The 25,982-nt window shown below is 39.4% G+C and carries 23 protein-coding genes; 10 read left to right on the top strand and 13 right to left on the bottom strand.

Translation table 11 applies throughout. The annotated features are described in order from the left end of the window. Window positions 1–6 precede the first annotated feature (6 nt). Together M2408_RS01775 and M2408_RS01770 are read left to right on the top strand one after the other, a co-directional pair. The gene (locus tag M2408_RS01775) at window positions 7–945 is read left to right on the top strand and encodes a 1-phosphofructokinase family hexose kinase (RefSeq protein ID WP_259178723.1); all 939 of its coding nucleotides are present in this window, start codon (window positions 7–9) and stop codon (window positions 943–945) included. Between the two features lie 125 nt (window positions 946–1,070). Beyond that, a complete protein-coding gene (locus M2408_RS01770) occupies window positions 1,071–1,784 on the top strand; it encodes a hypothetical protein (RefSeq protein WP_259178722.1) in 714 nt (237 codons plus the stop codon). A gap of 29 nt (window positions 1,785–1,813) precedes the next feature. Here the strand turns inward: M2408_RS01770 and M2408_RS01765 are convergent, their stop codons facing one another. The 6 genes from M2408_RS01765 to M2408_RS01740 form a co-directional block, all read right to left on the bottom strand. Continuing rightward, a complete protein-coding gene (locus tag M2408_RS01765) occupies window positions 1,814–2,218 on the bottom strand; it encodes a DUF3592 domain-containing protein (protein ID WP_259178721.1) in 405 nt (134 codons plus the stop codon). 159 nt (window positions 2,219–2,377) lie between these two features. Beyond that, the gene (locus tag M2408_RS01760) at window positions 2,378–3,379 is read right to left on the bottom strand and encodes a YihY/virulence factor BrkB family protein (protein WP_259178720.1); all 1,002 of its coding nucleotides are present in this window, start codon (window positions 3,377–3,379) and stop codon (window positions 2,378–2,380) included. 97 nt (window positions 3,380–3,476) lie between these two features. Beyond that, entirely contained in the window at window positions 3,477–4,760 is a 1,284-nt protein-coding gene (locus M2408_RS01755) for a hypothetical protein (protein WP_259178718.1), read from the bottom strand. Beyond that, entirely contained in the window at window positions 4,753–6,807 is a 2,055-nt protein-coding gene (locus tag M2408_RS01750) for a hypothetical protein (RefSeq protein ID WP_259178716.1), read from the bottom strand. The genes M2408_RS01755 and M2408_RS01750 overlap by 8 nt, the downstream gene beginning before the upstream one ends. A gap of 98 nt (window positions 6,808–6,905) precedes the next feature. Further along, on the bottom strand, window positions 6,906–7,538 hold the full coding sequence (locus M2408_RS01745) for a response regulator transcription factor (RefSeq protein WP_259178714.1): 633 nt from the start codon (window positions 7,536–7,538) through the stop codon (window positions 6,906–6,908). A 13-nt stretch (window positions 7,539–7,551) separates the two neighbouring features. After that, the gene (locus M2408_RS01740) at window positions 7,552–9,798 is read right to left on the bottom strand and encodes a sensor histidine kinase (protein ID WP_259178711.1); all 2,247 of its coding nucleotides are present in this window, start codon (window positions 9,796–9,798) and stop codon (window positions 7,552–7,554) included. Between the two features lie 222 nt (window positions 9,799–10,020). Here M2408_RS01740 and M2408_RS01735 point away from each other — a divergent pair, with 222 nt between their 5' ends. After that, on the top strand, window positions 10,021–10,353 hold the full coding sequence (locus tag M2408_RS01735; protein WP_259178709.1) for a multidrug efflux SMR transporter: 333 nt from the start codon (window positions 10,021–10,023) through the stop codon (window positions 10,351–10,353). Between the two features lie 53 nt (window positions 10,354–10,406). Beyond that, window positions 10,407–11,702, top strand: coding sequence for a DEAD/DEAH box helicase (locus M2408_RS01730; RefSeq protein WP_259178707.1), 1,296 nt, complete (start codon window positions 10,407–10,409; stop codon window positions 11,700–11,702). Between the two features lie 178 nt (window positions 11,703–11,880). Here the strand turns inward: M2408_RS01730 and M2408_RS01725 are convergent, their stop codons facing one another. The 3 genes from M2408_RS01725 to recQ form a co-directional block, all read right to left on the bottom strand. Then, on the bottom strand, window positions 11,881–12,975 hold the full coding sequence (locus M2408_RS01725; RefSeq protein WP_259178705.1) for an SGNH/GDSL hydrolase family protein: 1,095 nt from the start codon (window positions 12,973–12,975) through the stop codon (window positions 11,881–11,883). Between the two features lie 79 nt (window positions 12,976–13,054). Further along, complete coding sequence (gene kdsA / locus M2408_RS01720; protein ID WP_259178704.1) at window positions 13,055–13,870, bottom strand: 3-deoxy-8-phosphooctulonate synthase; 816 nt, start codon at window positions 13,868–13,870, stop codon at window positions 13,055–13,057. 18 nt (window positions 13,871–13,888) lie between these two features. Beyond that, the gene (gene recQ, locus M2408_RS01715; RefSeq protein ID WP_120258022.1) at window positions 13,889–16,078 is read right to left on the bottom strand and encodes a DNA helicase RecQ; all 2,190 of its coding nucleotides are present in this window, start codon (window positions 16,076–16,078) and stop codon (window positions 13,889–13,891) included. Between the two features lie 101 nt (window positions 16,079–16,179). On the opposite strand from recQ, the gene M2408_RS01710 reads away from it, so the two are divergent. The 4 genes from M2408_RS01710 to M2408_RS01695 all read left to right on the top strand — a co-directional run bounded on the left by M2408_RS01710 (window position 16,180) and on the right by M2408_RS01695 (window position 19,371). Further along, window positions 16,180–17,145 carry an SIS domain-containing protein gene (locus tag M2408_RS01710; RefSeq protein WP_259178703.1) on the top strand — a complete coding sequence of 322 codons (966 nt, stop codon included), beginning with the start codon at window positions 16,180–16,182 and terminating at the stop codon, window positions 17,143–17,145. Window positions 17,146–17,243: 98 nt separating this feature from the next. Next, window positions 17,244–17,618 (top strand): DUF1573 domain-containing protein, encoded by a 375-nt coding sequence (locus tag M2408_RS01705; RefSeq protein WP_077434338.1) that lies wholly within the window; start codon window positions 17,244–17,246, stop codon window positions 17,616–17,618. 96 nt (window positions 17,619–17,714) lie between these two features. Next, a complete protein-coding gene (locus M2408_RS01700; RefSeq protein WP_259178699.1) occupies window positions 17,715–18,914 on the top strand; it encodes a pyridoxal phosphate-dependent aminotransferase in 1,200 nt (399 codons plus the stop codon). A 163-nt stretch (window positions 18,915–19,077) separates the two neighbouring features. Further along, window positions 19,078–19,371, top strand: a complete 294-nt coding sequence (locus M2408_RS01695; protein WP_259178697.1) for a hypothetical protein — start codon at window positions 19,078–19,080, stop codon at window positions 19,369–19,371. 59 nt (window positions 19,372–19,430) lie between these two features. Here M2408_RS01695 and cmk read toward each other — a convergent pair whose 3' ends face one another. From cmk to topA, 3 genes are read right to left on the bottom strand one after another with little or no spacing between them, the layout of a single operon-like run. After that, complete coding sequence (gene cmk / locus M2408_RS01690; RefSeq protein ID WP_259178695.1) at window positions 19,431–20,126, bottom strand: (d)CMP kinase; 696 nt, start codon at window positions 20,124–20,126, stop codon at window positions 19,431–19,433. Beyond that, window positions 20,126–20,539 (bottom strand): hypothetical protein, encoded by a 414-nt coding sequence (locus tag M2408_RS01685; RefSeq protein ID WP_259178692.1) that lies wholly within the window; start codon window positions 20,537–20,539, stop codon window positions 20,126–20,128. Before M2408_RS01685 ends, cmk begins: the two co-directional genes overlap by 1 nt. 2 nt (window positions 20,540–20,541) lie before the next feature. Continuing rightward, the gene (gene topA / locus M2408_RS01680) at window positions 20,542–22,941 is read right to left on the bottom strand and encodes a type I DNA topoisomerase (protein WP_259178691.1); all 2,400 of its coding nucleotides are present in this window, start codon (window positions 22,939–22,941) and stop codon (window positions 20,542–20,544) included. A gap of 437 nt (window positions 22,942–23,378) precedes the next feature. On the opposite strand from topA, the gene M2408_RS01675 reads away from it, so the two are divergent. Further along, window positions 23,379–24,224, top strand: coding sequence for a glycerophosphodiester phosphodiesterase family protein (locus M2408_RS01675; protein ID WP_259178689.1), 846 nt, complete (start codon window positions 23,379–23,381; stop codon window positions 24,222–24,224). A gap of 93 nt (window positions 24,225–24,317) precedes the next feature. Here the strand turns inward: M2408_RS01675 and M2408_RS01670 are convergent, their stop codons facing one another. Next, window positions 24,318–25,133: a patatin-like phospholipase family protein gene (locus tag M2408_RS01670; protein WP_167457200.1), complete on the bottom strand. Its 816-nt coding sequence runs from the start codon at window positions 25,131–25,133 to the stop codon at window positions 24,318–24,320. Window positions 25,134–25,243: 110 nt separating this feature from the next. Between M2408_RS01670 and M2408_RS01665 the strand changes: the two genes are divergently transcribed. Next, on the top strand, window positions 25,244–25,948 hold the full coding sequence (locus tag M2408_RS01665) for a DsbA family oxidoreductase (RefSeq protein WP_259178686.1): 705 nt from the start codon (window positions 25,244–25,246) through the stop codon (window positions 25,946–25,948). Window positions 25,949–25,982 lie beyond the last annotated feature (34 nt).

The following is a 25,982-nucleotide window of genomic DNA, read 5'->3' as shown; positions in this document are numbered from 1 at the left end:
AGCAATATGATGAAAAAATCTGTATTAACCATTACATTAAACCCTTCGGTAGACAAAAGTACAAGTGTTCAAAACATTGTTCCCGAAAAGAAACTGCGCTGCGATACGCCAAAGTATGAAGCCGGTGGTGGCGGTATTAATGTAAGCCGTGCGCTCAAACGACTTGGTATATCCTCAAACGCACTTTTTACCTCTGGGGGAAAAACGGGCAATATGTTGGAAGTATTATTAAAACAAGAAGAACTCGATATTACACCAATCCTTATCAGCAGTGAAACAAGGGAAAACTTTATTGTGGTAGATACGACCACGAATCAACAATACCGATTTGGATTTCCGGGGGAAGCCTTTACAGCGGAAGAGAAGGAAAACATTTTGGCTATTGTTGACCAATTAAATCCAATACCTGATTTTGTTGTCATCAGTGGTAGCCTCCCAAACGGCGTTCCCGCGGACTTTATCGGATTACTTATCAATAAATATAAAGCTAAAGGAAGCAAAGTAGTCGTAGATACTTCCGGAGATGCACTTAAAGTTGCTTTGGAGGAAGGCGTATATTTACTGAAACCAAATGCAGGTGAATTGGCCGCTCTTGTTGGAAAAGAGGAACTTGCTAGCGCAGATCTGGATCATGCCGCCCAGCAAATAATTGCACAGGGCCAAGCTGTCCTTGTTGTCGTATCTCTGGGCGCTCAGGGAGCCGTATTGTATACCGCAGCAGAAAAAATTCAGCTAGTTCCACCACTTGTAAAAATACGTAGTACAGTTGGCGCTGGAGACAGTATGGTTGCAGGCATGGTATCCGTTCTGGCTAGAGAGGGCACAACCGAAGAACTACTTCGCATGGGAATAGCTTGCGGATCGGCAACCACCATGGCCGAGGGAACCGCCCTCTTTCAAAAGAAAGATGTGGACAGACTATATGACGAAGTCAGAAAGCAATAAGCGTCTAGATAAAATACACGCGATTTAATTTTTAGAATAGTTGTTCAGTTGTAATAAGCCTGTCTTCGGCAATTGGGGACATGCCACGCTATACGAAACTTTTTAACCTAATCTTTATTGTATTTATGCATATCAAAAACATTCAGAACCATAACCTTTTTGCATATCGAAGATTACGACGGGCGATCGGTTATTTGGGTATCTTTCTACCCTTTATCTTGGTTTTGTTGTCCCTATTTAAGTTTTTCGGCACCAGCATTCAACCATCCATCAGTCATTACTATTTTTCAAATCTGAGAGAAATTTTTACTGGCACTTTATGTGCAGTTGGATTATTTCTAATCTGCTATAAAGGCAATGGAAATAAAGTCATTTGGAAAAATGATAATCTCCTCACAAATCTTGCCGGATTTATGGCGATTGGTGTTGCATTTATACCCACCGATCCAATCGGTAGCAGCTGCACACAATGCACACTCGTTGCAGTTGGTTTAAAGGAACTGCACTACGGTTTTGCAGCCATACTTTTTCTAACGTTTGCATTCCTTTCCATCAATGTATTTACTATTGGCCAGGAACCAAACCAAGAGATTCCGGTTAGCATCATGAATGAAAATAATATCTACCGTTTTTGTGGCTATGGCATAATCGTTTGTATCGCTTTGATTCCCTTTAAGCTCTTTGGACATGCAACACTTGTCTTTGAGGCCATTGCGCTTTTTTTATTTGGCAGTTCATGGCTTATTAAGGGACGGGCTTTGGGTGATAAAGGTGCAATCGGCGAAAAATTATACCGTGAACATAATACCACAGAAACTGAAGATACAGGGGCTGGATAGGAAACAGTCTATTTATTTTAAAATAATTGTTATTTCAAATATAATTCAGCAATAAAAAAACCAGCTCCGACAACCAATAAAGGTAAAGCGATGGATAACAAGATAAGCGGCCAGGCGAAAACACGAAAGTAGGTATATAATTGCGCAGTAGCCGGGTCAGCTGGATCATAAATAATTGTTTCTGTTTCACCAACAGACCAACTTGGTGGATTACTCGCCTCGGCTAGTTCGTACTCATATTCATTCTGATCCATTGTACGGAAACGGAAAATTGGGGAATAAACCTCGCCATCAGATTCTATTGTCCGAAGTCTAGTAACCGTTGCTGTCGTCTTTTCCGCCTTTTTCAAGAATAAAAGGACATTTCTAAAAGTAAGAAATGCGAAAAAAAGCAGTACCAATCCAAGGCCGACCATTAGGTAATATTGCCACATATTCTTTCTATTAATGTCAAACATACAACGCCAAATAGCTAGGCTTTACAAACCATAAGTTACACTATACGAATATAGTATAAATTCCAATACTACTAACTAGTGTTTAAGAAGCTGCAGAAATCTATTTGAGCTCCATATGCATGTATATCATGAACCTTAGGTCTTGGGGTCATCTACCGGATCGGCCTCGACCCGCTTCTCCTCCTGCGTCAACGGAGCCGGAGGAATCTCACCACCGGCACGTTCGATTTCCTGGGTCTCCACATGTACGGCAAATTGAGCGGGTTCGATCGGAATCCCCATCACTGTTGCGTATTCTCTTGTGTAAATCGCTCCAAAATATAAGATAGCAGCAGTATAATACACCCAAAGTAAAATTAAGACAAATGATCCCGCAGCGCCATAGGTGTCCTGCGTCGCTGAATGTTCCAGATATATTCCGATCAGATAACGACCCAAAATAAACAAAACCGCTGTAAATAGCGCTCCTGCTCGAACTGTCCGCCATTGAATATTGACATCAGGAAGTACTTTAAAAATAATACTAAAGAGTAAGAATATAATACCAAATGATAGTGCAAAGTTGATCCCGTCAAGCAGCACCACTGTCATGTCTGGAAAATAACGTTGCAATTGTCCAGTAAGGGCCAAGATTACACCATTGATAATCAGCGTGACAACCAGTAAAAATCCCAGACCAATCACTAAGGAAGAGGACAACAAGCGATCCTGAATCAGCTTTAACCAGCCTTTCTTTGGCTTGGCCCGTACATGCCAGATTTTATTGATTGAATTTTGGATATCACCAAATACGCTGGTCGCTCCCAATATCAAAGTGATACTACTGATTAACAGTGCCATGTTGGATTTGCCCGAGAGTTCGAGATTTTGAATAACTTCCTGGATCTGTCTGGCGGCACTGTTCCCTACTAAGCCACGCAGTTCCATAAAGACCTTCCCTTCGATGGCATCTTCACCATAAAATATACCTGCCAGTGCAATTATTAAAACCAGTATTGGGCCAATCGAAAAAACAGTGTAGTATGATAATGAAGCACTATATTTCATTGAATCTTCATTCAAAAACCCGGCAACTGAGCTCTTCAAAATTCGCCAGTAGGTCTTTATCTTACTTCTACTTTTAGTCCTTATATCCATATTGATCATTCTTGTCAATAAGAATAAACCACCTTCCGGTAAAGAATGTTTTTGGATTTACAAAGAAACAGTGACAGCCTAGTGTGTTGTACCCCTATTATTCATGCGAATAGTCCCGAATAGTACCCTGAAAAACCAGCTGTTTGGTACCCGCGACTTTTAAGGTGAGATCCATATCCGAAGCGATCGCCTTCAACATTAAAATCGGAGTGACTTTTAAGGCATTCGGCCAATCCACAAGATGAATTGCGACATGTGAAAGACTATTGGTTTTCGTATATTTCGCCTGCATCTTGTCTATCGTTGAATCCGTCGATAATATACTAAATTGTCCATCATTTTGCTGAAACCACTGGTAAAACAGCTTATTGGGAAGAAATTTAGGTAAACGCTCATCCCCCCGAATACCAAACCTAACATTTGGCACTTTACTTTCATAGGCTGTTTTTTCCTCTACTGTTTCAAACTTGTCATTCACAGCATAATTAATAATGGTATCTGTCTGTACGACCTGATTTTTTAAAACTTCGATATCAACATAATTCCCATTCGCATGGACCATAATCGAATCTGCCGAAATCGGAAGATCAACAAGCATGTCTTTTAAAGCTGTCTTTAACCGTTCGTTTGGAAAATTGATCCAGCCTTTACTGATGTAATTTTCGGTTACCAACTCGCGTACGAGATATTCCTGTGGAAAATTCCAAGTATCAGATTGGAGTTCACCTGCGATCTCAATACAGCTACCTTTCAGGTCAAATTCAATAAAATTTTTGGAAGAAATATCGCTATAACGCAATGATTTGCGAGTTAGTTCGCTCGGATGATTGATGAAACTCTCAATAGAAACCCGCTCAGTATCCGACTGGATCAACTGGATCATTTCACTTTTCTTTTTATCGAGATTAAAACCCAGTCCCACCAACAAGGTATTACCCTTCCAAACAAATGCAATTTTATTTGTATCCTGATAAGCATAATTTACTCCCGGAGCAACATTGTTTTCAATGGAATCAACTGCAAGGCCCTCTTTTAAGAAGGTCAGGAATTGCTTTTCGTCTTTCAAATCAAAAAAAGCATAAAAGTTATTTGTCCTGTCTTCCAGAGAAAAAAGGAATACATTGGCTTTGATATCTATTCCATTGTCTTTTAGCTTAGTCAATTTTTTTGCAAAGTCCTGCCCTCCTTTCGGTGCAGTTTGCCATTTATCGAAAAATTGATTCAATAGGATATCATCCAGGGAAATTGTCAATAAAGCCTTACTCTTTTTATGGACCACAGACTTATACGACTGTTGTTGTCGAATGATATAAATTCCCCATCCTATTATCACTAATCCTATGATAATACCTAAAGTCCAAATTATTCCTTTTTTAATCATTGTCAGTTATATCAATTGGGTTGTCCAGTTCGGGTTGTTCATCCGGCACAATGCCATCGAGCAGTTGGCTTATCATAAACTGTAAGCCATTGTTTTCGTTTGCTGGCAGTTCAAGTTGCAAATCAGTTTCCAGTCTATCGCCCACAATTCCTTTAGAACTCAAGGTAAAATTACCATAATTATTCAATTCTGCTAGTGTAGATCGCCAGCTATTGCCCAATACGAGGTTCAGATCTTTTGCCAGTGCTGGTATTTTCTTTGTTTGGAAAGCCGCAGAAAATTTACTTCCTTTCATAAGCTTAGCAAAAGATTTATTGGGTTTGGTCGGATAGTTATCCTTGTGCAAAATTTTATTTAACTGTAGGCTATCGTTACTGATCATCACTAGATCTTCATTGAACATTAGGTATAAAGGAAAATCTTTGCCATTACCTTGTTTGATTTTATAGATCCCGCCTGCAAAACTTGCATCGGACTTTGACACCGCGACATCCAATGCCTTTTTGATAATTCTTTGATCTTCGGATGTAAACATCCAAATAAAAGACACCACTTTCTCTTCCTTTGTCTTATTAACTTCCTTTACGTCATAATTATCATCATAGTCGTAATCAACATAGTCGATCTTCAAATTAGTAATTCCATTGACAACGACCAAATTGTCCCCGGGCATTATTTTGGCAACAGCTTTTTCATCCAGTGCAATTTCAAGTCCAAGGGCCATCAGCTCAAGTACCTCATTCTCCTTTCCAAAATATTTTTTCAGGTTTTTTGTGAAAAATGCTGGTATTTCCTTTAGGTAAGCCTCGGAATTCACATTGACATTAAAATATCCCAATGTTTCCTCTGTCAAATACTTTGCGAACTTCGGATTAGGCTTCCTTGCATACAATTGTTTAGTCAGGTTCACTAAATCTTTGCCTAAGGTTACACCTGTTTTTAGCGTAATTTTATTTCCCTGTTGTGTCAGGTCAAAAAACATGTCCTTATAGTCATTTTCCAAAGAAAAACTGCTTGTATGATAATACGCATCTACCATGGAACGCACGGAACGAAGTCCGTCATAGAGACCTTCAACTTTGGATAGCCATACACGTGCAATATCCACATTCTTTAGAAAACGTGCCTGCTCTTGTGCAGGTATATTCGGATAGTTGCCGCTCAATAGCTGCTCCTGCTCACGCAGTAACCATTTTTCCAATAATATATTCTTGATAGAATCATTTCGTCTATTCACTTCCTCAAAAGCCGTATCAAGTGAATCGTAGTCGATATGATCTTCATAGACACTTGTATCAGCATCGGTTGCACTGGCATAGACTTGCAAAGGTTCCCCCTCCTCTTGCTGTACCTCAGCTTGCAATGTATCAAAATCAAATGCATCCCATTCCATCGTTGTAGAATCCATTAGTACAGAATCCGCACAGTCAGCTGCTGCTTCGGCCTCATCTGCAGCCGCAGTGGCAGCAGATACTGCTGCCGCGGCATAATCTATATTTTCGATGCCATACAATGCAGCAATAGAATCGTTGGCAAAATAGGTCGTGCCAACCTCTCCTTTTAAAACTCTAAACTCCTTCGCATTCCAAGCGAGCAATTGACCATCCGTGGTTCTAAATCGGCTATAACCGTTCAAGGCCGGAAGCGGAGTCCCCTGCATATTCAGCAACTTTTCAAAACGGCTGACAGCATTGATCGGGACAATCATCTCTCCATATAACAAGCTATCCCTATCATTTCTGTAGTATATAGCCATTCCCTTCGAATCAATTCCTGTCTGCTGGAAATCCTTTTGCAGGTCAATACTCTTCTTTTCAAAATATTTGAAAAAACCAACCCGATCCAGTAACTTATTCAATGTGGAAGCTTCTGCGTATTCCACGACTTTAGCCAGATTAATAGCCACTACTGTATTTGACCCATCGGGTATTTTGGTATCAAAGCCCTGCGCTTGCACCGAGCCAAAACCCAAAGACAACATAACGCCAAAACAATAGGGAAGCAATTTTCTTCCCCGACGGCCTAATAAACTAGCTGATATAACCATATACATTTGATACTTTCTCTTATTTATCTATAACATCAAAAGTATCAAATGCAATAGGCTATTCTCATCCCTGAATTCAGGTAATTCAGAAATTTCTACTAAGCTTCGCGTATCAAACCATATTCTATAGCGGATTTGACTGCCGCGGTCACACTTTTCGTCTGAAATTTTTCCATTAAGTTTTTACGATGGCTCTCCACGGTATGGGAACTAATAAACAGCGATTCGGCAATCTGATTGGTCGTCATTCCTTTGGCTACAAAGGTCAGTATCTCCTTTTCACGGCGTGTAAGTTTAGGAACTTGTTTCAATCCGGCATCTGTTTTCTTGTTGAGTATAACCTGGGTTTTCTCACAGATGTACCGCTTGCCCACTAAAACATCGGATATGGCGGTAATGATTTCATTGCCAGTGGCATTTTTTTGAAGATAAGCATCTGCACCCTCATTCAAAATACTATTGATAACCGCCAATTCATTATGCACACTAAAGGCTACTATTTTCAGCTCTTGATGTGCTTCTTTCAATCCCTTGACCAAATCAATTCCATTTGCATCGGGAAGATTGATATCCAATAACAATACAAGCGGTGCATCTGCTACAATGTTTTTAAATAGTTCTGCTGCACTTGCATACATACCCACAACTTCAAAATCTTCGTGGGAATTGATAATATTTTTTAATCCCTCCAACAACAGCGGGTGATCGTCTGTAATCGCTATTTTTATCATCTTAAATTATTAATTAAACAACAGGCATTTCAATTTCTATGGTAGTTCCTTCGCCAATGGCGGATATAACCTTCATGTCGCCATGTAGAAAAGAAAGTCTTGACTGTATATTGTGCATGCCTGCAGAATGTTGTAAATCTATCTTTTCGGTATCAAATCCCTTGCCATCATCTTCAATAGTAATATGTAAACGCTCATTATATACAGAAAGTTGTATAAAGATATTGCTTGCTGCAGCATGCTTCAAGGCATTGTTTACCAGTTCTTGGATTATTCTGTATAAGGAAATCTGATGTTCTACACTTAATTTTGATTCAAATTGGATAAATTCACATTCCACTTGACAATTCGATTGACTCATCCGTGTGGCATAATCCTTTAAGGCTTCCTCTAGACCATATTTGACAATTAGATCCGGCATCAGGTTATGTGCAAGTCGACGCAATTCGTCGACAGCATCATCCAGCAGTTCGATACTCCGTGTAATACCATCCTTAACTGAAGGCTGTTTGGTGGCGTCATCGCTGATCGAGGATAAGCCTAATTTTGTACTTGACAGCAATCCCCCTAAGCCATCGTGCAGGTCTCTAGCCAGACGTGTCCGCTCCTTCTCTTCCCCCGCCAACATCGCCGTCAGATTTTTAATGGCATGTTGCTGATTATTTTTTTCGATTTCAAGCCCGTGCAGGTGTTCCTTTTGCTTTAATGTTTTGGAACGTTGCCAGTAGGCATAAAATAATAAGATGACAGCGATTAAACAGCTAATAAATAACCAGATATAAATCGAATTCATACGTGACTTAAAGGCAATCTCCTGCTTGGAAACATCCAGTTCCTGTAATCGTTGTTCATTCTCCAAGCGGCTCAATTGTAAATCCTGTTCCTTTTTGTCACGCTCAAGCTGGAGCACTTTCAACTGTTGGGTACGGTTTAGTTCGTTCAATTTTAAATTTTCAACCAATTGATTCTGTCGGTCATTTAGTGCTTTCATCAGCTTGATCTGTTGTTCCTTTTTCTCCCCTTCTAAACGAAGACGCATTAATTTTTGGTTTTGTAGTTCCCGTTCATATTTTATTTCAAGTTGTTTGGTTTTATCCAATTTATCCGAATTGAATGCCTCCTCGAAAACATTGATATAACTTTTTTGATATTGAAATGCCTCTTCGTATTTTCCCTCTTCGACACTCACTTCAGCCAGTCTACTAAAAAGACTTAACCCCATCTGATAATCATAATGTGGCTCTCGCTGCAGGTTGTAAAGCGCTTGTTGCAGATACTTTTTCCCCTGATCCCGATGGCCACTTTTAAATGCCTCGTCAGCCAATACACCATAGGCTGGAACAGAGATGGCATATTGTCCTGTTTCCTGTGCAATTTCTAAAGCCTGTTGAGCAAATGAAATCGCCTTTTTAGCACCATTTTCAGGATAAAATTCATGATACAGATTGGCTAGATTCACGGAGACATAGGCCATATCTGTCGGGTTAATAAGATTTTTCTGATTAGTTTTTGCTATTCGGTAAGCTTCCAGATAATGTTCTTCGGCTTTCTTCAAAAGTTGCTGATCTGTTCGGTTTGACCGATATTCCTCCTCAAATAGGTAACCGGCTTGCATATAGGCATCAAATAAACTATTCGTATTCTGACCTGCTTTCGCTGTCTCCAATAAAAGGTTCGTGTACTTCTCCTGAAATTCATAATTCCGCTGATTGGCATAAATAGCCGTCAATTCTTTATATACCGCCAATTTACGGGCTATATTCGCATCTGTCTGGGGGGCTTTTTCCAAAAAAGAAATTGCTTTATGAAACTGGGAAACAGCCTGATCCTCCTTGTTCTGCCTTGTCATAATCCAGCCATCACAATAATGAATATATCCCTTGATACCATTATCATTGATTATGGGAAGAACAGATTTTGCATGTTCCAGGTAAAAGCGCGATTTCTCAAAAAGGCGATCGTTATAACTATTCATTGCTGCGATGCAATTTAAATAGGCATAGTATTGTTTGTCGGGGTAATTTTTGGCCAATTGAATATTATCATTGAGCAACTGACTTGCCAATGCTTTCTCATTGTTGAAATATAGGGCCTGCGCATATTTTCCGGTCAACAGAAACCGTTCCTTACTCCCTAACGGAAGATTATAGTATGATTTCTGTAGCTCCTGCAACTGATCTTGGGCATACAGCTGACAGCAAGAGAATAGAAAAACTAAGCATATAATAAAGGTTTTAAAAAAAACACGAATATACCTCATAAAGTCTATTAATTCCCATTAGTGGATTGGCCAAACTTAGATAAATTTAACCTTATAAACAATTATAATTACCGTCAAAATTAGCCTGATCGCTGTAGATGCGCTGTATTTGTACCAACTCAATAGCTGCAATTTCCTAAATATAATACCATTGAGGCGAAGTGAATAGCAAAAAGTGTAGCTTTGCATACAGTACTTCACTTGATCAGAAAAGAATCTGTAATGATAAAATATTTATACTTGTTTCTTGCTATTGCGGCAGAAATTTTCGCCACGACTTTCCTAAAGAAATCTGAGGGATTTACCTTATGGAAACCTACCTCCATCTGTATCATTGGTTACATTATCGCTTTTTATTTCCTGAGCATCACATTGAAATATCTTCCTGTCGGAATATCCTATGCAATCTGGTCGGGGGTTGGTATCGTTGCCATTACATTGATAGGGATGATTTTGTTTAAACAGATTCCTGATACACCAGCAGTAATCGGAATGATATTGATCGTCGCTGGGGTAATTATTATCAATGTCTTTTCAAAAATGGGCGCACATTAGCTGATCTAAAAACTAAATGTGTATTTTTGCAACTTACATAAACTAAAGGATACGTGTCGTTAGAGAAACTAAAACTAAGCAAAAGATTGACTGCTACGATGACCGAGCTCGGTTATTTGGCTCCAAAGGAAGTTCAGAGTAAATGTATTTCCAGAATTCTTGGCGGACAGGATGTTATTGCGATTGCTCCTGAAGGAGCGGGCAAGACCACTACTTATGTATTATCAACCTTGATGAAATTAAAATTCACGGATGATGAAGCACCTAAGTTTTTAATCTTGGCTCCCAATGAAGAACGCATCGACGAGATCGTTGAAAAATTTTACCAACTAAGCAAAAATAGAGATCTTCGAATTATTGGATTGCGTGCAGGAGGAAGTATGGAAGAAGAAATAGAAGAATTAGTTGCTGGAAAGGACATTGTAGTCGCGACACCGAACCGTGCACGGGCAATCTATCTCAAATTAGCCCTCAATCTAAACCGTATCCAAACGTTAATTATTGATGATGCAGAAGAAATCATCAAACAGGGCATGCAAAATCCTGTAAGAGAACTAGCAGAAAGTTGTGGTAAAGTACAGCACCTGGTCTTCAGTACTGTTGAACATCAGAAGCTGTATGACATGATTGATAAGCATCTAAATGAGGATTATGCTTTGATTGAAGTGGATGAATTAGAGAATGAAACTATTGACACTTTAGATCTTTTATTGTACCATCTTCCCAATTTCACCACAAAAATCAATCTACTGAATTACCTTCTACAAGATAAAGAGGTTTTTCAAAAAGTGATTGTTTTTGTAAATTCAAAGCTTACAGCACAAAAACTTGCCACTAGCCTATTTCAACAAGGGAAAGAGGAAATCGCTATTCTAAATCCACTATTTTATGATGATTTTGGCTTTGAAACAATAGCAGACTTTATAGAAAGTGAGCAAACTCGCGTTTTGATCATTGCTCGGGAAAACACCAATGCAGTTGATCTCGCAAATATTCCTTTTATTTTTCAATTTGAATTGCCAAATGAAAAAGAGGAATTTTTAAACCATTTAGTCAAAAATGACGAAAATGAGGACTCCGTGGTATTGACATTTACGACCGATCTGGAACTTCCGATGGTCAGAAAAATAGAACAGGCTGTGGGTAAACGAATGGATGTACTGGATCTTCCGGAGGATCTACAGATTTACAATCCCACAAGTGATAAAAAGAAAAAATCAACCAAGGAGGAACAAGAAGATAGTTCCCGTGGTGGGGCTTTTCACCAAAAGAAGGAAAGTAATTCGAAAACTTTCAATTATGGAGGTGGTGAAAAAGCAAAAATGACGATGAAATTGAAAAAGAAATAATAAAAAAAGGGAAGTTTAAACTTCCCTTTTTTTATTAAAATGTCTGCTTTTCATTGGTTCGTATTTTTTTATTAAGTCATCAATGAGCTCGTTACGCTCAGTTTATTGGCATAAAAAAGCTCCGACCGATTTTCAAAGCTTTTAGCTTTACTCCTTCTCCTTGGAAAGTATGAAGATTTTATTTCAGCACCTTTTTTAGCAACCTAATATACGCATTTGCGATATGTTCCATCCCCTGATCATTGGGGTGCGCATAATCTACCGTTGAGTTTAAGTCCAGCCCCAGTTCCCCACTTGACAGCATAAAAATCTGCCGAACCCCCTGTGACTGTAATTTCTCATAAGTCGCTTTCAATACACGGCTACTTTGTTGATATTCTTTATTTTTGTCTTCGTTAAACACGGTATTGATATTTCCAGAACTATGCTGTGTCAATATGATCGGTGTTGTCGGATGTTCCTTTCTTAAAAATGTAACCGCATTGACCAATAGCGAGTCCAATTGTTTTTCGCTAAGTGATTTAGTAATCGCAAGATTCGGAATACAATCCAAAATATAGCATGCTGCGTCCACCTGATTCATTATGTTTAGGATAGGCTGTTCAAGACGACCGTTACCCGAAAAACATAAATTCAACATCTCGTTATTAACAGCTCTGCCTACCTGACTTATCCAGGCAAGTCCCGGACGGCTAGTACATGCCCCCTGTCCTATAGAAGTGCCATAGACCACAATAGGTTTCAAGGTAGCGGTATGTGTATATGTTAACTTCGCATCAGCAGGCACACCAATCTTCAACCATTTAACCGTATTATACAAAGGCAAATACAAACGATAGTTAAAGCTACTATTCTTTCCTATATTCTTCCAAACATAAGAAATCGTGTCTGAAAAATCATAATTACCGTAAGCCCATTTCCAGGCTTTATTCGTTGTATCATAGGCATAAAGATCCAGTCCACTCACACCGGTAGTAGGCATATGAGGCATATTCAATCCGCCGGCAACTTGATATTGAACTGTAATTTCCGAAGCTGATGTCTGAAAATCAATATAGAGTCCAGCAGAATTTTGTCCCAGTTCCCAGACGGGTTTGCGCACCTGCTTTTCCAGCTCATCCGGCAGTCGACCAAAAGCTGTAAGCTTCTGATTGTCGAGCCGGCCTTCAACATGTTTATCGTCAAGAGGCGAAAACCAGGTATAATTTTGCTGTCCTTTGACAATCGAAAGCGAGAACAGCATCAGAGCCATGAGAGAAACTTTTGAAAACATACGATAGTTTAGATTTGAATTTGAATTGATTAAAAAAAGGAGCCTATTGGCTCCTTTCTATTACGATTTATTTATTATACTATAAAATAGCTTGTCTTACACGTACTAGTTTTTCCATCAACCCTTCAAGCAGATCGAGGTGCAACATATTTGCACCATCAGATTTTGCATTTGCCGGATCAGGATGGGTTTCGATAAATAGACCATCGGCCCCAACAGCAATCGCCGCTTTGGCAATTGTTTCGATCAGCGCAGGCTTTCCACCTGTTACTCCTGAATTCTGATTTGGCTGCTGAAGTGAATGTGTACAATCCATTATAGTTGGCACATTAAAGGAACGCATTTCAGGAATTCCTCTATAGTCAACGATCAGATCCTGGTAGCCAAATGTATTACCACGATCGGTCAAAAAGACCTTTTCATTACCAGACTCCACAATCTTGTCTACGGCAAACTTCATGGATCCCGCACTTAAAAACTGTCCTTTTTTTACGTTAACGACTTTATTTGTTTTTGCTGCAGCGACCAATAAATCCGTTTGTCTACATAAAAATGCCGGAATTTGAAGAACATCTACATAAGCTGCGGCCATTTCCGCTTCATGGCTTTCATGGATATCCGTTACCGTAGGAACGCCGAAGGTCTTCCCCACTTTCTCCAAAATTTTCAGCGCTTTTTCATCTCCTATACCCATAAAAGAATCCAAACGAGACCGGTTGGCCTTACGGTAAGAGCCTTTAAAAATATAAGGGATATTGAGTTTATCTGTAATAGTAACAATCTTTTCAGCAATCCGCAAAGCGATTTCTTCTCCCTCAATTGCACATGGCCCTGCCATTAAAAAGAAATTCTGCGAAGTTCCATTCTTTATTTCAGGAATGTATTTGTTGATCATATGAATTATATAAAAATTTTAATTACCCAATTCCGATAAAAACTTGATACGCATCAATTGAAGGTCTTCAAAACTATAATCGTCACCTCCTAATTCCTTAAGCGCATCATTGATCGAATCAGTTTCAGCTGTTTTAAAGTAATCGTACACTTCGTCCTGACGGTCTTCATCAATAATTTCGTCAATAAAATAATTGATATTTATCTTGGTCCCGGCATTAACGATTGTTTCAATTTCCTTCAGGATTTCCTCGTAGGTAATCCCCTTTGCTGCTGCAATATCGTCCAGTGCAAGCTTGCGGTCGATATTTTGGATGATCGCCACTTTCAACGCAGATTTATTTGCTGTACTTTTGATGACCAGGTCTACAGGTCGGTCTATTTCATTTTCCTCCACATAGTCCTTGATCAACGCGATAAAGGAAGCACCAAATTTAATCGCCTTACCATTCCCTACCCCTTGAATCTGTTTTAGCTCGTCGATATTGACCGGATAATGTGTACACATTTCCTCTAAGGAAGGATCTTGGAAGATCACAAATGGTGGCAAAGATTTACTCTTAGCGATCTTTTTACGCAGATCTTTGAGCATACCCAGTAAGGTCGTGTCGAGTGCACCAGTTCCATGACCAGCCTCGTCTCCAGCAGTGCTTTCGGCACTCTCGATAGGACGGTTTAAAACAAACTTTAACTGGTAAGGATTGTCTATATAATTCCGACCGATATCCGTTAATTTCAGCAAACCATAGTGATCAATATCCTTCTCAACGAAGTTGTCAAGTACGGCTTGACGTAACAGTGATTTCCAATAGATAGTACCTTTTTCTTTTCCTGAGCCAAATAGACGGTGCTCGTCATGTTTGTAGGAAGATACAGGTTGATTGTTCTGCCCGATCATCACGTTAATGACATGGTGATCGTCAAATTTCTCACCCTGCTCTTTAATAAAGCCCAATACATCTTTTAGGGATTCCTCGGCTTCAAAATATTCTTTTTCCGAACGGCAATTATCGCACATGTTACTACAGCCTTGTTCGTCAAAGTTTTCTCCAAAATAATGAAGAATCTGTTTACGACGACAAACAGCAGATTCGGAATAATCGATGACTTCTTTCAGTATCTGCGTACCGATCTCGCGTTCGGCCACAGGTTTATCTTTCATGAATTTTGTCAGTTTCTCAACATCTTTCTCCGAATAGAAAGCCAAACAATAACCATCGCCCCCATCACGGCCAGCACGTCCAGTTTCCTGGTAGTAGCCTTCCATAGATTTTGGAATATCATGGTGGATAACATAACGGACATCCGGTTTGTCAATCCCCATACCAAACGCGATTGTAGCGACAATCACTTCCACATCCTCCATCAAGAATTTATCTTGCGTATCAGCTCTTGTTTTAGCATCAAGGCCTGCGTGATATGGCAGTGCTTTAATACCGTTTAGGTTCAATACCTCGCTTATTTCTTCAACTTTCTTTCTGCTCAAGCAATAAACAATACCAGTTTTGCCCGGTTTTGTCTTGATAAAACGTACAATTTCTTTGACCACGTCTTTTTTAGGACGTACCTCATAGTATAAATTGCTCCGATTGAATGATGATTTAAATAGCACGGCATCATTCATCTGTAAGTTTTTACGGATATCAGATTGCACTTTTGGAGTCGCTGTTGCAGTCAACGCAATAATTGGAATATTAGCGCCTATCTCATTGATAACTTGACGTATTTTGCGGTATTCCGGTCTAAAATCATGTCCCCATTCTGAAATACAATGTGCTTCATCTACGGCAACAAAAGACACGGTAATCTGATGCAAGAACTCCACATTATCTTGCTTAGCAAGTGATTCTGGAGCTACATAGAGTAACTTGGTCTTTCCTGCAAGCACATCCTCCTTTACACGGGTGATTTCACTCTTGTTCAGTGAGGAGTTTAAAAAATGAGCGATACTGTCTTCGCCGCCGAACGCGCGAAGTTGATCTACTTGATTTTTCATTAAAGCAATCAACGGGGAAATTACAATTGCAGTTCCCTCACTCATGAGTGCTGGCAGTTGATAACAAATTGATTTCCCTCCCCCGGTTGGCATAATAACAAACGTATCCTTCTTTTGAAGAATGCTGGTTATAATAGCCTCTTGATCTCCTTTAAAAGTATCAAAACCAAAAAAATCCTGTAAATTGTCGAAAAGTGATTTTTCTATTTCCATTGCGCCTTGGGCAAAAATAAGATAGATAAATGAAGAAATAATCCTGAAAAATAATCTATTTTTGCAATCTATTCTAATACATAAAAGTAAGAGTATTTTTTGTGAAAAACAACTACGAAATAAAAAATATAGCTATTCAAGCTATTCAAGAAGAAGCCAAAGCAGTAGCTGCTCTGGCTCAATATATTGACGATGATTTTGTTACCGTTATAAATAAAATCCTGCATCTTCAGGGGCGGGTAATCGTCACAGGTATCGGAAAAAGTGCCATTATTGCACAAAAGATTGTTGCAACATTAAATTCGACAGGAACACCTTCTATCTTTATGCATGCAGCTGATGCCATCCATGGGGATCTGGGTATTATCCAACAGTATGATTTAATTATTGCCATATCCAAAAGCGGCAATACCCCAGAAATAAAGGTCTTGGTCCCATTTCTAAAACAGACGAAAAACACGTTGGTAGCTTTGGTTGGCAACACAGCGTCCTACCTGGCAAAAAATGCAGACTACATACTGAACACCACTGTTGAGAAAGAAGCTTGTCCAAATAATTTAGCGCCAACGTCAAGCACGACGGCACAATTAGCCATGGGCGATGCGCTAGCTGTTGTGCTACAGGAATGTCGTGATTTTACGGACCAGGATTTTGCGAAGTACCATCCCGGTGGTGCCCTGGGCAAAAAGCTCTACTTAAAAGTGGCAGACTTATCCGATCAAAATGGTAAACCTAGCGTACAACTGGATGCCAACGTCAGAGATATCATCATCACCATTACGCATTTCAGACTGGGCGCAGTAGCAGTCTTAAACGGAGCACAGATCCAGGGTATTATTACCGATGGCGATATCCGTCGCATGCTCGAAAGACATACTGACCTCGCAATGATCAGCGCAGCAGATATTATGGGCAAATCACCAAAGGTGATCGATAAAAATGAACTGGCGGCCAATGCGCTTCATATCATGCGGGAAAACAACATCACGCAGTTGTTAGTATCCGATCAAGGGAACTATGATGGGGTTATCCATATACAAGATCTGCTTAAAGAGGGTATAATCTAACTGTAATAAAGTTGTTAGATGTGTAATAAATTGACAATAAATATTACATTTGGCATATCAGTTGTACTAGTTTAATCACAAAGTAATATCTTAGAAGCATGAAAAAGTATATAACAATCTTAGCAGTGATCATTTCCTTTATCGGTTTTTCATCTATGCAAGCTGGACAAGGGGAATTTAAATTTGAAAAAGAAACACATGATTTCGGCAAGATTCCGGCCGGAACACCTGTATCATATAATTTTAAATTTTCAAACACAGGCAGTGAGCCTATTATTATTTCGAATGTAGTTCCTACTTGTGGTTGTTCGGTAGCCGAGTTTACTAAAACTCCAATCAAACCAGGAGAAACAGGAACAATCAAGGTAACATATAACGCCGCGGCAAAGGCGCCATTTACCAAAAGTTTTACGGTACAATCGAATACGAAAACACCTGTAAAGACACTTTATATTAAAGGGATTGTGGAATAAAAATCCAACAGATAAAACGAAAAAAGCCACATCCTGATGTGGCTTTTTTCGTTTTATTTTGGTTAGCTTTGCACAACTAATTTTAAAAAAACTATAATGCCAGTAATATCAGAAAAAGGGCTAAATATGCCTGCGTCACCCATCAGAAAACTGACGCCTTATGCTGATCAAGCAAAAAAAGAAGGTAAAAAAATATACCACTTAAATATCGGGCAACCAGATATCCAAACACCTGAAATTATGCTTAATGCTTTGAAAAATATTGATTTCAAAGTATGGGCTTATACACCTTCTGAAGGTACCGCCTCCTACCGAAAAAAATTAGCCGAGTATTATAATAAGCTAAATTACAATATTGAACCTACTGACATCCTGGTAACCAATGGTGGCTCAGAAGCGATTACAATTACAATGCAAGCCTGCTTAAATGAAGGTGAGGAAGTGATTATCCCAGAACCGTTTTATGCAAACTACAATGGTTTTGCCTGTTCTTCGGACATTGTGATCAAACCGATCATGTCTTATATTGAAAGTGGATTTGCATTACCTTCCATTGCTGAATTTGAGAAAGTAATTACCGAGAAAACCAAAGCAATCTGCATCTGTAATCCCAACAATCCGACAGGTTATCTTTATTCGAGAGAAGAGCTGGAAGCATTAAGGGAGCTTTGTCTGAAATATGATCTCTATCTGTTCTCTGATGAGGCTTATCGCGAATTCTGCTACGATGGCAGAGAGTTTATATCTCCAATGCACCTGGAAGGCCTCGAGAATAATGTTGTTATCTTTGATACGGTTTCAAAACGTTATTCAGCATGTGGTGCCCGTATAGGTTGTATTATCACCAAAAATAAAGAATTATATCAGACGGCATTGAAGTTTGCTCAGGCGCGTTTAAGTCCATCTTTGGAGGGACAAATTGCTGGCGAAGCTGCTGTGGATACACCGGATAGCTACTTTGAAGCAGTATCTAAAGAATATACGGCCAGAAGAGATGTATTGGTCAGCGGATTAAATGCAATTGATGGTGTATACTCTCCTAATCCCGGAGGTGCATTTTATGTAGTTGCTAAGTTACCGATCGATAACGCGGATAAATTCTGCCAATGGATATTGGAGGAGTTTTCCTACAATAACGAAACGGTCATGATGGCGCCAGCAACTGGCTTCTATAGTACTGAAGGTGCCGGAACAAATGAGGTCCGCCTAGCTTATGTACTGAATCAAAATGATCTTAAAAACGCATTGATCTGTTTGGAGAAAGCGCTAGAAGTATATCCCGGAAGAACGAATTAAAAAAAACAACGATTATACGTTATCAAAGCCGGCCCCAAAAAGGGGCTGGCTTTTTTGTGCCCCAATGATGTCATTAGGCCTATTTTTTTACCAATTTTAAAAAAAACAAAACAAACTTTCGAGCGACATTGTTCTTATTACAGTATAACTAAAGATATTGCATATGGATAAATTGAAGAAATTCCAATTGATGGAAAAAATAGCGAGAGAATTAGAAGATGTCAGAAATAGCCAACAGGCTGTTTTAGAAAAGATAGGCAAAATCGAAGTTGATAACATCGAACTCGGTGATAAGAATATTGAACAGACAATTCCCGAAATCTATCAACGTACAGCGGATAATTCAGACGCTATCAAAGCGCTTCTGGAATCTTTTCAAGAACAGACAGCAGAGTTTGGTGAGAAAAACAATGTAGACAAATTATTGGAGCAACAACAAATTAATAGTATAAAATAGTTGTCTTCAAAATACAAAAAATGCCGATTGAAAAATCGGCATTTTTTGTTATATCGCGTTTATGCTTGTATTCTTGAGGCTTTGACTTTCAGATATTCCTCCTCAACAAAATGTAGTTGCTGCTCTGGAGTCAAATTTGAGTTATCCAATACGATAGCATCTTCGGCTTGTCTCAGCGGACTCTCAGCACGGGTGCTATCAATACGATCCCGATTGGCAAGATTGTCAACAACCTCTTCGAGTGTGACATCCTCCCCTTTCTCCGTCAATTCCAGATATCTTCTGGCTGCCCTAACTTTCGGATCTGCGGTCATAAAGATTTTCAGATCGGCATCAGGGAAAACGGTGGTACCAATATCCCGCCCATCCATAATAATATTTCTCCGGCCACCCAATTTTTGTTGTTGCGCCACCATTGCGGTTCGTACCGCTTTAATTGCACTTACATCACTGACTTTATCAGAAATGTACATTTGACGGATTTCTTCCGAAATATCTTCATCATTGAGGTGGATCTCCGTTTTGACAGCATTCGGAATAAAGTCAATATGGATCTCATTTAATGCCTGATCAATCGCTTCCTGATCATCCAAAGCAATATTATGACGAATAAAATAAAGCGTTACCGCCCTATACATCGCGCCGCTGTCAATAAAGGCAAATTTCAGTTTTTTAGCTAAAGCTTTGGCAAGTGTACTCTTTCCACAAGAGGAAAAGCCATCTATGGCAATAATAAAATTGTGTCTTCCACTCATTATTCATTTCCTCCTATGATGACACCGGGCTTATTCACTAAAGGGACTTTAGTTAAATTACCATCCACGATGCTTTCTGGTAAAAAGATATATTTTTTATCGTAAATAATATTGTCAATATAAAAGCTCAACCAATACTCGTTGGTCAGCCCAAATACCTGCTCATCGATCGCTTCAACCCGATCAAAGGATTTGGGCTCTATATTTCCGATGAAATGCCGTAATGTTGTTGTGGTAACCTGTCTCCCATCCTTTTCACCATACCCTTTTGAACTAATCAGCACATTCTGTATCGCGATATTCTTATCGTTGATAACGTACACGGTCCAGTTTTTAGTCTCCACGGTCTCGCCCTCCAAAACCACGGCAATCATGATATCTTTTACTATATTTTCGGGAAAATCTGCTTTCATCCTTATTTAGACTTTGTCGTTTTCTTAGCTGGAGCCTTCTTTGCTGTTGCTTTTTTAGCAACTGTTTTCTTTTCGGCAGTTTTTGCTTTAACGGCTTTACCCTTCGGAGCATCCGCTTCGGCCCACTTCAACACATCTTCGTAGCTAATCTTTTCGATTTCCGTTCCTTTCGGAATTTTTAAATTCTGCTTGCCAAAACGAATAAATGGTCCCCAACGGCCTTGTTCAATCTGCGCATCCGGATTTTCATCGAATACACGGATCACTTTTTCAATATCTTTCTGACGTTTTTCCTGAATGATCTGAATACATTCCTCCTCGGTTACATCCAAAGGATCTACTCCTTTTGGCAAGGAATAGAAAGCCGAGTTATGACGGATATAAGGTCCGAATCGACCGATAGCAACTGTCATTTCCTTATCTTCAAATACACCAACTTTTTTTGGCAATTTGAATAACTCCATCGCATCTTCAAAGGTGATTGTTTCAATCATCTGTCCTTTGCGCAAAGATGCAAATCGAGGTTTTTCTTCGTCATCAGGGGAACCGATCTGAACCAAAGGTCCAAATTTTCCGATACGTACAGAGACGGGTTTACCCGAAACTGGATCTACACCTAGCTCACGCTCATTGTTGGCACGATCAGCATTCTCCAATGTATCTTCAACTTCAGAGTGAAAAGGCCCATAGAAATCGTGCAACATCTTTGTCCATTCGGTCAGTCCATGTGCAATATCGTCAAACTCTTTCTCGACATTCGCTGTAAAGTGAAAATCTACAATACCATTGAAATGCTCTACAAGGAAATCATTCACGACAATACCGATATCCGTTGGGAACATTTTCCCTTTTTCTGCTCCTGTTATTTCCGTCTTAGTGACAGCTTTCAATTCCGTGTTCTCAAGCGTCAACACACGATAGTCACGTGATCTCCCCTCTCTTTCTTCTTTCACAACATAGCCACGATTTTGGATCGTAGAGATTGTTGGTGCATAAGTAGAAGGTCGTCCGATACCCAGCTCCTCTAATTTCTTCACCAATGCGGCCTCAGTATAACGTGCCGGAGGTCTTGTAAAACGTTCCGTCGCAGACATACTTTTTAAGGTCAGTTGTAAACCAACTGTCAATGGCGGAAGGATTGCATTATCACTGTCCTCATCAAGGGTTGCCTCCTGATCATCGTCTACAGATTCCATATAGACTTTCAGAAAACCATCAAATTTCATCACCTCACCAGAAGCGTTTAGATCTTCGGTACGTGTGGAAATAGAAATTTTCGCTAGTGTCCGCTCAAATTCTGCTTCACTCATCTGGGAAGCAATTGCTCTCTTCCAGATCAGTTCATACAATCGCTTTTCAGCAGAATCGCCTTCAATGGTATGTTCAGAAAAATAAGTAGGACGTATAGCCTCGTGCGCTTCTTGTGCGCCCGAAGTTTTTGTTTTATATCTTCTTACTTTATGGTATTGGTTACCATATGCCGATTTAATTTCTTTTTCAGCTGCGTCTATCGCAGTATCACTCAAATTGACAGAGTCGGTACGCATATAGGTGATACGTCCGGACTCATATAAACGCTGGGCAACTTGCATTGTACGTGCCACAGAGAATCCAAGTTTTCTACTCGCCTCCTGTTGTAAAGTAGAAGTTGTAAATGGAGCTGCCGGTGAACGTTTCGATGGTTTTGTCTCCAGATTTTTAACGGAGAACAAAGCCGCCTTACAGTCCTCCAAAAATTGAGTAGCCTCAGCTTCTGTTGCAAATCGTTGGGGAAGCTCAGCTTTAAAACTATCTTTAACCTTGCCTGTATGAAAGAAAGCTACGATCTTAAACGCTGCCTCAGGTTCAAACTTGTTAATCTCACGCTCCCTGTCAACGATCAATCTCACGGCAACTGATTGTACACGACCCGCAGATAAAGATGGTTTCACCTTTTTCCATAAAACGGGTGACAACTCAAAGCCCACCAGTCGATCTAATACACGTCTCGCCTGTTGTGCGTTAACGAGGTTATAATCTATTTTACGGGGATTGTCGATAGCTTTTAGTATTGCTGGTTTCGTGATCTCATGAAACACAATACGTTTAGTACTTTCATCTTTCAGTCCCAATGTCTCAAATAAATGCCAAGAGATAGCTTCCCCCTCACGGTCCTCATCGGATGCGAGCCATACAGTTTCTGCTGCCTTAGCTAATTTTTTCAGCTCGCTTACGACTGCCTTTTTATCAGAGGGAACTTCGTACTTCTGTTCGAAATTATTCTCTGTATTAATTGCATCATCGGTTTTCACCAGGTCACGGATATGTCCATAACTTGACTTTACCAAAAAATCACTCCCTAAATATCCTTCTATCGTTTTTGCTTTCGCTGGAGACTCAACTATCAATAAATTTTTCGCCATCTAATTTGAGATTTGTGCAAATAAAGGGAATTCTAAAAGGAATGACAATAATTTCTTGCAAAAAAGACAAAAAAAATAGATTTCGCCTTAACATATAAGTGTATTGTCCTATTTTCAATCCCGCCGTAATCGTTCCGAAAAGGCTTTCTTCTTGTAAAGAATGATATTTAACAGACCTTTAAAACTTCGTTTTTCTTCACTTCAATAATATCTATAGTTCATTTTAGTTTGTTCTGTTTCGAAAACACATTCAAAAACAGGAAAAATCAAGGATCTGAAACCTTCAAAGTAAAAAAAGTAAAATAGGTTATGTATATTCGCCTATTCATAGCGGGGTAATTCTCCCTTATTTTGTTTAAATATAATAATTAATGAAAAGAAGTCTTCTTAGAATAGCCTTTTTTGGTCTGATATTATCATCTGTGTCTTGTTCAGTTATGAAAGATTCCGCAAAAACAACCAATAGCTTCCCTAAGCTCAGTTTAGAAGCACATCGTGGCGGACGTGGCCTGTACCCCGAAGAATCCATTGCAGCAATGAAAAATGCAATTGACCTGCCCCAAGTAACAACACTGGAAATGGATTGTCACATTACAAAAGATCGGAAAGTCGTTGTTTTCCACGACGATTATTTAAATCCCAAATTTGTGTTAAAACCAGATGGCACTGAGATTCCCGAAAAAGATAGATCATTGAAAATATATGCAATGAACTATAAAGAGCTGATCAAGTACGATATTGGTTCCAAATTTTATAAGGAGTTTCCAGAACAGAAAAAACAAGTTACACGTATTGCAAAACTAGCCGACCTCATCGATAGTACAGAAGCCTATTCCCTCCAAAAGAGAACTGCGCCTATGTTTTATAATATTGAGGTAAAAAGTAAAGAGGATAAAGACGGCATCTATCATCCCAGGGTAGAAGAATTCGTTGATTTACTGGTACAGGTTATCACAGAGAAAAAAATTGCAGCTCGTACCATCATTCAATCCTTTGATATCCGGGCAGTCAAGTATCTAAACAAAGCCTACCCACAATTAAAAGTTTCTTACCTTATTGATGGCAACTATACAAAAAATGCACAGGAGACAATCGCAGCATTAGGTTTTACTCCTTTCATCATTAGCCCACACTATAAGCTAGTGACCAGTGAATTTGTCAAACAATACCATAAAGCAAATGTTAAGGTAATTCCGTGGACAGTAAATAGTAAAACAGAGATTGCACAATTGAAGGCACTGAAAGTAGATGGAATTATCAGTGACTATCCCAATCTGTTTTAATCCTTGATTTCTTGACAATGAGCAAAGATCAGCTTGTTCAATTCCTGGTGATCTAAATCTGAAAGACCAAAATAAAGTAGCTAGCGCTGTGCACTACTCTATTTTGGTCTTACTTTTAAGGGCCTTATCAATATACTCCCTACCTTTTTGAACTAAAAACTCTGCACGGTGGTAGTCCCACAAATTACAGATGTTATAAGGGATGTTGACAACAACATCCGGACGATAGAGATCAATAATCATACGGCTCATTTTTCTGCGCATCACATAATAAGACGCTTGTAGAATATCCAGAGAATTTGAGGTTTTTGTATCCAATTTTTTAATAACAGAATACTGTTTATCCGGTTTTGATTCCAGATTGACCGCTATAATTAAATTTTCTTTTCGTGTGACATGGTTGATGGGTAATGGATTGAGGACACCGCCATCCACATAGACATGGGTATCCTCCTCTACTGCTGTAAAAACAGCCGGTATCGCGATAGAAGCCCGTATAGCGTCATACATACTTCCAAAATCGAGTACAACTTCTTTTTCATAATTCAGATCAGTGGCAACAGCCTTGAATAAAATAGGAAACGTTTCGATATTCGCATCGGGAATAACCGATTTCAAGGCATTGAAGACTTTGATTCCCTTCATCATTCCTAGACCCTTCCAGCTGAAATCCATCATATTGAAAACCGATTTCTTGGTTAGATTATGCATCCAGTCTTCCAGCACATCCATCTTTCCCTGGGCATAAATTCCGCCGACCAATGCGCCAATGGAACAACCCACAATTTCATCGATCTCAAAGCCCATTTCCTCTAGTTTGCGGATAATACCGATATGTACCAATCCTCTCGCTCCCCCGCCCCCGAGGACGAGTGTTACTTTACGATTTAAAAAATCTTTCTCTGACATATACTTAGACCTGCAATATAATGATGTTGACATTGACCCAACAATGTAATCCGATAATCACCGTTATTATATGTATTTTTGATTACAATATACGGAGTAAAATAAGAAATATGAAAATAGAAATTTGGTCGGACATCATTTGTCCATTTTGTTATATTGGTTTGACAAAGCTTGAGTCGGCCCTACAGGAAGTTGAGCAGGAAGTACAAGCAGAGATTACCTGGAAATCCTATCAGCTCAATCCAGAATTTCCCGAAGACGCTCCGGGAATGCCAACGTACGATTACCTTGTCCGTACAAAAGGGATGAGCATGGATGATGTCGTGGCAATGACGGCACAGCTCAGTGCGCAAGGTAAGGAACTTGGTATCGCATTAAACTTTGATAAAGCAATTGTCGTAAATACCAAAAAAGCACATCGTCTCCTTCATTTTGCGCAGACCCATCAAAAAGGAACTGCTTTGAAAAAATCATTATTCAAAGCCCATTTTACAGACGGTTTAGATGTCAACGATAATGCAACCCTTGTTGAACTAGCGAAACAAGTAGGCCTCCCAGTTCAAACGGTACAGGAACTTTTAGACTCCGACAACTATGCTTACGATGTCAGCCAGGACATTCAGGAAGGTGTCAACCTTGGCCTTCGTGGCGTACCATTTTTTGTCTTTGACCGGAAGTACGCAATTCCCGGTGCGCAACCCATGGAAGTTTTTCACAATACGATCAAAGAATGTTTGGCAAGCCAATCCGCCCCATTACAACAAAGAGGTGAAGAAGGCCCTTCTTGCGATCCTGAAACAGGAAAATGTGAGTAAAGAAAGAAAAAAGTTTTATTTTAATTTACTATTT

The sequence above is a fragment of the Sphingobacterium sp. BIGb0165 genome (assembly GCF_024810095.1).
Lineage (GTDB): Bacteria > Bacteroidota > Bacteroidia > Sphingobacteriales > Sphingobacteriaceae > Sphingobacterium > Sphingobacterium detergens.
This window is presented reverse-complemented; position numbering and strand designations above follow the sequence as displayed.